Raw genomic sequence first — 8,664 nt, forward strand, 5'->3', positions numbered from 1 at the left:
ACATGAAGGAGTCGTGCAGCATGCTCAGCAGGTAGGGGAAGTCGAAGCCGCGCGGATTGGCGAAGCGGATCACCACCAGGCTTTCGTCGGCGGTCGGAATCGTCCGCGCGATGAAGGGGTCGCTGGTATCCACCACCGGCACGCGCTGGAAGTTGATGTGGGTGCGCGTGAACTGCGGACAGATGTAATGCACGTAGTCGTGCATGCGGCGCAGGATGACGTCGGTCACGGCTTCGGTGGAATAGCCGCGGGTGCTGCGGTCCCGGTGGATCTTCTGGATCCACTCGAGGTTGATGACAGGCACCACGCCGATCAGCAGATCGGCGTACCGGGATACATCAACATGTTCTGTCTTCACGCCGCCGTGCAGGCCCTCGTAGAACAGCAGTTCGCTGTCGGGCAGCGGCTCCCACGGCGTGAAGGTGCCGGCCGGCTGCTGGTAGGGCGCGGCTTCCTCGTCGTTGTGCAGGTATTTGCGGCTGCGGCCGCTGCCGCTTTCCGAGTAGTCGCGGAACAGCTGCTCCAGCTCGGTGAACAGGTTGGCGTCCTCGCCGAAATGGCTGAAGTGCGGACGGCCGCCGGCCTCTGCCTCGGCCATGGCCTTCTTCATTTCGGCGCGGTCGTAGCGGTGGTAGCTGTCGCCCTCGATGATGGCGGCCGACACGTTCTCGCGGCGGAAGATGTTCTCGAAGGTGCGGGTGACCGACGAGGTGCCGGCACCGGACGAACCGGTGATGGCGACGATGGGGTGTTTCGCGGACATGGAAGACCTCGCGGAAGGATGCGGAATCGGGTGGACTCAGAGCGCGTCGGCGAACAGGCCACGCTTGCCGAACAGCGGCGACTGGAAGGTGTCGGCCGGCGGCTCGCGGTGGTAGGCCTCGATGCGCTCGACCTCGTCGGCCGAGCCGAACACGAAGCCGATGCGCTGGTGCAGCGCGTCCGGCTGCACGTCCATCAGCCGGCTGCGGCCGGTGCTGGCCATGCCGCCGGCCTGTTCGATCAGGAAGGCGATCGGGCTGGCTTCGTAGAGCAGGCGCAGGCGGCCGGGCTTGGCCGGATCCTTGTTGTCTTTCGGGTACAGGAAGACGCCGCCGCGCATCAGGATGCGGTGCGTCTCGGCCACCAGCGAGGCGATCCAGCGCATGTTGAAGTCGGCCTCGCGCGGGCCGGTGCGGCCGGCCAGGCATTCGTCGACGTAACGGCGCACCGCCGGCTCCCAGAAGCGGCTGTTTGACGCGTTGATCGCGAACTCGCGCGTGCTGCGCGGCACCGACAGGTTCGGGTGGCTGAGCACCCATTCGCCGAGCACCGGGTCCAGCGTGAAGGCGTGCGTGCCGCTGCCCAATGTGAGCACCAGCATGGTGGACGGGCCGTAGATCGCGTAGCCGGCGCACACCTGTTCGCGGCCCGGCTGCAGGAAGTCGGCGGCGGTCGCCTCGCGCGCCGGGTCGGGCGCACGGGTGATCGAGAAGATGCTGCCGACCGACACGTTCACGTCGATGTTGGACGAACCGTCCAGCGGATCGAAGGCGAGCAGGTACTTGCCCCGCGGGTACTGGCCCGGCGGCAGCGATATGTCGTCCAGCTCCTCCGATGCCATCGCGGCGACGTGGCCGCCCCATTCGTTGGCGCGCAGGAAGATCTGGTTGCTGAGCACGTCCAGCGTCTTCTGTTCCTCGCCCTGCACATTGCCGCTGCCGGCCGAGCCAAGAACGCCGGCCAGGCCGCCGAAGGCCACCTTGCGCGAGATCGCCTTGCAGGCGAGCGCGACGTCGGTGATGAGCGCGTTGAGGTCGCCGGTCGCCTCCGGGTGACGGCGGCGTTCTTCGATCAGGTACTGGACCAGCGTGGTGCGTCCGCCTGTGGGCATGAGACTCTCCTCCCTTGATGTGAATGCGTGGATGCGCGCGCCGTCTGTGCGGCGCTGCGCCGGTATGCCGGGTGCGTATCGGGCGCTATTCGGTCTCTTCCTCGAAGCGCGCGCTCATCTGCGCGAGCAGCTGCGACGGTGAGCCGACAGGCCATGGGGTGACGCCGGGTGCGCTGGCGTGGTGACCGCCCGCCGTGCCGTAGCCCCAGCCGACCAGCGCGACCGGGCAGCCGGCGGCCTGTGCGGCCAGCAGGTCGGCCGAGCTGTCGCCGACCATCAGCAGCTGCGCCGGTTTCACCGCGAGACGTGCGGCAGCGGCGTCGAGCATGGCCGGCGAGGGCTTGAGCAGTTCGCTGCGGTCGCCGCCGTAGACCGAAGACATGAAAGGCAGCAGGCCGGCGGCGGCGAGCACCGCGCGCGCCAGCGGCGTCGGCTTGTTGGTCACCACCACCAGCGGGCAGATCGCATACAGGCCTTCGACCATTTCCTCGATGCCGTCATAGACCATGCCGTGATCGAGCGGCGCCTCCAGCGTGGCGCGGTCGAAGTCGGCGCGCAGCCGTGCGTGCAGCGTGCCGTCGCTGTGTGCGAGGCCGAGGTGGTCGATTGCGCGCGAAATCAGCTTGTCCGGTCCGCCGCCTATCCAGCCGCGTACGGTGACGAGGTCGACATTGGGCAGGCCGGCCTGCGACAGACCGAAGTTCAGCGCGTGCCAGATGTCGGCGGCACTGTCGACCAGGGTGCCGTCGAGGTCGAAGGCGATGGCGTGAATGCGGCTCAGGTCGGGGATGTTCTGATCAGGCATGGGAGGACTCGTGTGCGGAGATCTGCGCGCCGCCGGCGAGGGCGCGTTCGCGCAGCGTGCGGATGGAATCGGCATAGCGGCCGCCGGTGAACACGGCGGAGCCGGCGACCAGCGTGTCGGCGCCAGCGGCGGCCACGCGGTCGGCGTTGTCGGCATTGACGCCGCCATCGACCTCGAGCCAGATCTCGCGGCCGCTGGCGTCGATGCGACGGCGCACCGCTTCGATCTTGGGCAGTACGGACTCGATGAAGCGCTGGCCGCCGAAGCCCGGATTGACCGACATCAGCAGCACCAGATCGAGCTGCTCCAGCACGTGGTCGAGCACGTTGAGCGGCGTCGCCGGGTTCAGCACCAGCCCGGCCTTCACGCCGTGGCTGCGGATGAGCTGCAGCGTGCGGTCGATGTGCTCGCTCGCTTCCGGGTGAAAGGAAATGATGGAGGCGCCGGCGTTGGCGAACATCGGGATCAGCGCATCGACCGGCTTCACCATCAGGTGTACGTCGATCGGCACCGTGGCATAAGTACGGATCGCCTGACAGACCAGCGGCCCGACCGTCAGGTTGGGCACGTAGTGGTTGTCCATCACGTCGAAATGGATGAGGTCGGCACCGGCTTCGATGACGGCCGTGACCTCTTCGCCCAGCCGCGCGAAATCGGCCGACAGCAGGCTGGGGGCGATGCGCAGTCCGCTCATGACAGGGCGCCTTCGCGCAGGCCGTTCAGTTCGCCGAAGGTAAGCCAGGCGCGTTCGCGCAGCCGCGTGCCGGGTTCGCCGGCCAGGGGCGCCTGCGGGTCGCCCAGCTGCGGCAGCAGCAGTCCGGCGTCGTCGAAGTTGTGATCCTCGGTCCAGAAGGTGGGCGTGACCACGGTCCACAGACCGGCCGCCGTCGCGGCGCGCAGGCCGTTGGCGGAGTCCTCGAAGGCGATGGCGTGGTCGGTGCGCACGCCGAGGTGTTGCAGCGCCAGCAGGTAGATGTCGGGCGCCGGCTTCTTCGCGGCCACCTGGTCGCCGCAGGCGATGACGCCGAACAGGTCGAGCGCGCGCGGCCCCAGCGTGGCGTGCAGCAGCGCGTCGATGTTCACCGCGGTGGTGGTGCTGGCGATGGCCAGCCGGCAGCCGGCAGCCGCCGCTTCGTCGAGCAGCCGTGCGATGCCCGGGCGCAGCGGCACCGCGCCGTCGCGCACCACCGAACTGTAGAAGCGGGTCTTGGCCGCGTGCATCTGCGGAATGCGCGCGACGAGCTCGGCGCGCTCGCCGTCGGTCAGGTCGAGCGAGGCGATGTGGCGCGCGATGCGTTCCTTGCCGCCGGTGGTCGACAGCAGGCGGCGGTAATCGGTGCGCGACCACTTCCAGCCGACACCGAGCTGTTCGAAGGCGAGGTTGAAGGCGGTGCGGTGGGCTTCTTCGGTGTCGGCCAGCGTTCCGTCGACGTCGAAGATGAGGGCATCAAGACGCATGGAGGTCGTCCTTTCCGTTGGCGGCGAACACGCGGCTGGCCAGCACGTCGCCGGCTTCCAGCGTGCACAGCGCGTCGCGCGTCGGGGCCGCGTCGAGGTCGAACAGCCGGGTGGCGTGGCGCAGGCGGATGCGGTCGAGCGCGTTGCGCACCGAGCGCGCATTCGCGAAGTGGGGCTGCTGGCGGCGCAGCCGCACGTAGCGCGCGAAGGCCTCGTGCGCCTCGCCGTCGAAGCGGTAGTTCAGGCCGGACAGCATCAGCTCGGCGATGCGCATCAGCTCGTCCTCGCTGTAGTCCGGGAAGTCGATGTGGTGCGCGATGCGCGAGGCCATGCCGGGATTGCTGGAGAAGAAGGTGTCCATGCGGTCGCGGTAGCCGGCGAGGATCACCACCAGGTCGTCGCGGTGGTTCTCCATCACCTGCAGCAGGATTTCGATCGCTTCCTGACCGTAGTCGCGCTCGTTCTCCGGCCGGTACAGGTAGTAGGCCTCGTCGATGAACAGCACGCCGCCCATCGCCTTCTTGATCACTTCCTTGGTCTTCGGCGCGGTGTGGCCGATGAACTGGCCGACCAGGTCGTCGCGCGTCACCGCCACCAGATGCCCCTTGCGCACGTAGCCGAGCTGTCGCAGCACCTCGGCCATGCGCAGCGCGACCGTGGTCTTGCCGGTGCCCGGATTGCCGGTGAAACACATGTGCAGCGAGGGCGGCTGCGACTGCAGGCCCTGCTGCGCGCGCAGCCGGTCGATCAGCAGCAGCGCCGCGATATCGCGGATGCGGCCCTTGACCGGCGCCAGCCCGACCAGCTCGGCGTCGAGCTGTTCGAGCAGCGCCTGCACGCCGGACGAGGCGAACATCGAACGCGGCGAGCTGGCCGTTTCGAGCTCGTCGCCGGCGGGGGCGAGGGTGGCGGTGTCCATGGTGTCTGCCTCTCAACTGATCAGAACGAAGAACCGGCCCGGGCGGGCGCAGGGCCGCACCGGGCGCGGTCGGGGCTCAGTAGCGCGCGCCTTCCGGGTGTGCCTGCACGGCGTAGCTCTCGATCGAGTAGCGCACGGTGCGGCCCGGTTCTTCGGTACGGATGAGGCGGAAGCCCGGCTCGGCGTCCGGGCGATTGACGATGAAGGACAGCACGACCGATTCGGTGCCGTGCGTCGAGTCGAAGGCGGTGACGCGGATGTAGCGCTGCGGGAAGGTGTCGCGGCAGGCCTTCACCTCCATCATGATCGCGGCCGCGTCATGCACGTCGAACATGGGATTGCCGAACATGTCCCAGAAGGTGTTGCGCGGGTGCGGATCGTCGGTGTACTCGATGCCGATCGCCCAGCCATTGGCCAGGCAGTACTCGACCTGGGCGCGGATCTGCGCGTCGGTCAGGTCGGGCAGGTAGGAAAAGGTGCCTTGGGTGATGCGCATGGTGGTTCTCCTGAATGCGGTGACGTGTTGCCCCGGCGGGAGCGGGCGCTGCGCGCGATGCGGCCGGCATGCATCCGCCGGTGCCAGTTCGAGGCAGCCATCGCGAGCAAGCCCGCTCCCACAGCGGAGGGCGGATCAGACGACGGACGGCGTCGGCACGAAGTCCGAGGTGTCGGTCGAGGTGTAGTTGAAGGTGATGTCGCCCCAGGTATCGAGGGCGGCCGCCAGCGGCGTGCACCACTTGGCGGCGTCGCGCAGGATCTGCGGGCCTTCGGCCTTGATGTCGCGGCCTTCGTTGCGCGCCAGCACCATCGCTTCCAGCGCCACGCGGTTGGCGGTGGCGCCGGCCTGGATGCCCTGCGGATGGCCGATGGTGCCGCCGCCGAACTGCAGCACGACGTCATCGCCGAACAGGTCCAGCAGCTGGTGCATCTGGCCGGCGTGGATGCCGCCGGACGCCACCGGCATCACCTTGCGCAGCGCGCCCCAGTCCTGATCGAAGAAGATGCCGCGCGGCAGGTCGACCTTCGTGTGGGTGTCGCGGCACACGTTGTAGTAGCCCTGCACGGTGAGCGGGTCGCCTTCCAGCTTGCCGACGGCGGTGCCGGTGTGCAGGTGGTCGACGCCGGCCAGGCGCAGCCACTTGGCGATCACGCGGAAGCTCACGCCGTGGTTCTTCTGCCGCGTATAGGTGCCGTGACCGGCGCGGTGCATGTGCAGCACCATGTCGTTCTGGCGGCACCAGTTCGACATCGACTGGATGGCGGTCCAGCCCACCACGAGGTCGATCATGATGATGACCGAGCCCAGTTCCTTCGCGAATTCGGCGCGGCGGTACATCTCTTCCATCGTGCCGGCGGTGACGTTGAGGTAGCTGCCCTTCACCTCGCCGGTGGCGGCCGAGGCCTTGTTCACCGCGTCCATCACGAACAGGAAGCGGTCGCGCCAGTGCATGAAAGGCTGCGAGTTGATGTTCTCGTCGTCCTTCATGAAATCGAGGCCGCCCTTCAGGCCTTCGTAGACCACGCGACCGTAGTTGCGGCCGCTGAGACCCAGCTTGGGCTTGGTCGTGGCGCCCAGCAGCGGGCGGCCGAACTTGTCCAGGCGCTCGCGCTCGACCACGATGCCGGTCGGCGGGCCGGCGAAGGTCTTCACGTAGGACACCGGGAATTTCATGTCCTCGAGGCGGGCCGCCTTCAGCGGCTTGAACGAGAACACGTTGCCGATGATGGAGGCGGTCACGTTGGCGATCGAGCCTTCCTCGAACAGCGACAGGTCGTAGGCGACGTAGCAGAAATACTGGCCCGGCGTATTCGGCACCGGATCGACGCGGTAAGCCTTGGCGCGATACATGTCGCAGGCGGTCAGACGGTCGGTCCACACCACGGTCCACGTGGCGGTGCTCGACTCGCCGGCCACCGCGGCGGCAGCCTCGATCGGGTCCACGCCTTCCTGTGGCGTGATGCGGAACAGCGCCAGGATGTCGGTGTCCTTCGGCACGTAGTCGCCGTCCCAGTAGCCCATCTGCGCGTATTTCAGGACGCCGGCCGAGTAGCGCTTCTTGGCGTCGGTGATCTGCTGCGGCGTGTTCATGTCGCCCATGTCTTCCTCCTGTTGGATGCGGTCGTTGGCCGGTGGGAGCCCGGCTTTGAATCCAGTCTGGGGAAGCACCATGGATAAGAAAAGTTTGTTTTTTTCCTTGTTCGATTAAGTTAGGCTTATGTTCGGTGGGGGTGCCGCAGTGGATGCTGCGTTGCCGCATCGGTCGTGCGCGCTGCAAGCGCCGCTTGCGGTGCGGCGCTCCGGCTGCAATGCGCGCTGTCGGGCGGGAGCGCTGCGGCGGCGCGTCACTGCATACATCAGCTTTTGTTTATCAATGACTTGGCATTCATGAGGCGCGTTCCCGCGGCCTCGTGACCAGGCTGGCGCGCAACTTGTAATGGTCCGGGTGTCCCTTTCCGGCCCGCAGGAGATTGCCCATGCTCAAGAACGCCACGCTACGCCAGCTCTCAGCGCTGCACGCGGTCGCCCGTCTGGGCAGCGTGTCGCGCGCGGCCAGTGAAATCCACCTGACCCAGCCGGCGGTTTCGATACAGCTCAAGCTGCTGGAAGAATCCGCCGGCACGCCGCTGCTGGAACGCGAGGGCCGCGGCATCCGCCTGACCGGCGCCGGCGAGCTGATGGCCGATTACGCGGCGCGCATTCTCGACCTGTGGCGCGAAGTGGGCGACGAAATGGCCGCCTATCGCGGCGTCGTGTCGCGCCGGCTGCGCATCGGCGTGGTCACCACCGCCGAGTATCTGGTGCCGCGCATGCTGGTGGTGTTCGCACGCGAACAGCCGAATGTCGAGGTGAAGCTCAAGGTGGGCAACCGCGACGAGATCGTGCGCCTGCTGACTACGCAGGAGGTGGATCTGGTCATCATGGGCCGGCCGCCGAAAGATCTGAAGACGGTGGCCACGCCCTTTGCCCGTCACACCATGGCCTTCGTCGCCGCACCGACGCATCCGCTGATGGCGCGCAAGCGGCTGGTGCTGCGTGACTTGGCGAAGGAGGACCTGCTGGTGCGCGAACGCGGCTCCGGCACCCGCACCACGCTGGAACAGCTGTTCCGCGAGGCGGACCTGTCGCTGCGCATCGGTTCCGAGCTGTCGAGCAACGAGGCGATCAAGCAGATGTGCGCCGCCGGTTTCGGCCTCGCCTTCATGTCGCAGCACATCTGCCGGCACGAGCTCGAGTCCGGCGAACTGGCGCTGCTGCCGGTGGCCGGCAATCCGATCGAGCGGGAGTGGTATGTGATCAGGCTGGCGTCGCGCCAGCTCACCCGCATCGGCGAGGAATTCGAACGTTTCCTGATCGATCACGGCCAGCAGCACGTGCAGGATCAGCTCAGCCGCGCACCGGGACTGGCGATGCAGGTGTGTGCGGCCGGCACCGGGGCCGATCTTCCGCCCCTGTCCGGCTAGGGCGCGTCCGTCGCCGCAAGCCGGAAGTGCTTGTGTGGGAGCGAGCTTGCTCGCGATGCGGCTTTGGCTCGCCGCAGACTTCGTTTCAGGCCGTAATCGCGAGCAAGCTCGCTTGTATGTTCTGCCCTGGCAAGCGTAGGAATAGCT

General features: G+C 67.6%; 9 protein-coding genes. 1 reads left to right on the forward strand and 8 read right to left on the reverse strand.

What is annotated here, in order from left to right:
* From IV112_RS14175 to IV112_RS14210, 8 genes are all read right to left on the reverse strand, one after another.
* Positions 1 to 763, reverse strand: a 763-nt coding sequence (locus tag IV112_RS14175; protein ID WP_304004300.1) for a phosphoribulokinase, incomplete at its 3' end; no start/stop codon positions are given.
* A gap of 36 nt (positions 764 to 799) precedes the next feature.
* Complete coding sequence (locus IV112_RS14180; RefSeq protein ID WP_304004302.1) at positions 800 to 1,873, reverse strand: class 1 fructose-bisphosphatase; 1,074 nt, start codon at positions 1,871 to 1,873, stop codon at positions 800 to 802.
* Between the two features lie 85 nt (positions 1,874 to 1,958).
* A complete protein-coding gene (locus IV112_RS14185; protein WP_304004304.1) occupies positions 1,959 to 2,678 on the reverse strand; it encodes an HAD-IA family hydrolase in 720 nt (239 codons plus the stop codon).
* The gene (gene rpe / locus IV112_RS14190) at positions 2,671 to 3,372 is read right to left on the reverse strand and encodes a ribulose-phosphate 3-epimerase (RefSeq protein WP_304004306.1); all 702 of its coding nucleotides are present in this window, start codon (positions 3,370 to 3,372) and stop codon (positions 2,671 to 2,673) included. The genes IV112_RS14185 and rpe overlap by 8 nt, the downstream gene beginning before the upstream one ends.
* Positions 3,369 to 4,136, reverse strand: coding sequence for an HAD-IA family hydrolase (locus IV112_RS14195; RefSeq protein ID WP_304004308.1), 768 nt, complete (start codon positions 4,134 to 4,136; stop codon positions 3,369 to 3,371). The genes rpe and IV112_RS14195 overlap by 4 nt, the downstream gene beginning before the upstream one ends.
* Positions 4,126 to 5,055, reverse strand: a complete 930-nt coding sequence (gene cbbX / locus IV112_RS14200; protein ID WP_304004310.1) for a CbbX protein — start codon at positions 5,053 to 5,055, stop codon at positions 4,126 to 4,128. Before cbbX ends, IV112_RS14195 begins: the two co-directional genes overlap by 11 nt.
* 76 nt (positions 5,056 to 5,131) lie before the next feature.
* The gene (locus tag IV112_RS14205; protein WP_304004312.1) at positions 5,132 to 5,551 is read right to left on the reverse strand and encodes a ribulose bisphosphate carboxylase small subunit; all 420 of its coding nucleotides are present in this window, start codon (positions 5,549 to 5,551) and stop codon (positions 5,132 to 5,134) included.
* A gap of 135 nt (positions 5,552 to 5,686) precedes the next feature.
* Positions 5,687 to 7,153 carry a form I ribulose bisphosphate carboxylase large subunit gene (locus IV112_RS14210; RefSeq protein WP_304004314.1) on the reverse strand — a complete coding sequence of 489 codons (1,467 nt, stop codon included), beginning with the start codon at positions 7,151 to 7,153 and terminating at the stop codon, positions 5,687 to 5,689.
* A gap of 377 nt (positions 7,154 to 7,530) precedes the next feature.
* Between IV112_RS14210 and IV112_RS14215 the strand changes: the two genes are divergently transcribed.
* Positions 7,531 to 8,517 carry a LysR family transcriptional regulator gene (locus IV112_RS14215; RefSeq protein ID WP_304004316.1) on the forward strand — a complete coding sequence of 329 codons (987 nt, stop codon included), beginning with the start codon at positions 7,531 to 7,533 and terminating at the stop codon, positions 8,515 to 8,517.
* The last annotated feature ends 147 nt before the right edge of the window (positions 8,518 to 8,664 follow it).

Source organism: Methyloversatilis discipulorum (genome assembly GCF_018780585.1).
Lineage (GTDB): Bacteria > Pseudomonadota > Gammaproteobacteria > Burkholderiales > Rhodocyclaceae > Methyloversatilis > Methyloversatilis discipulorum_B.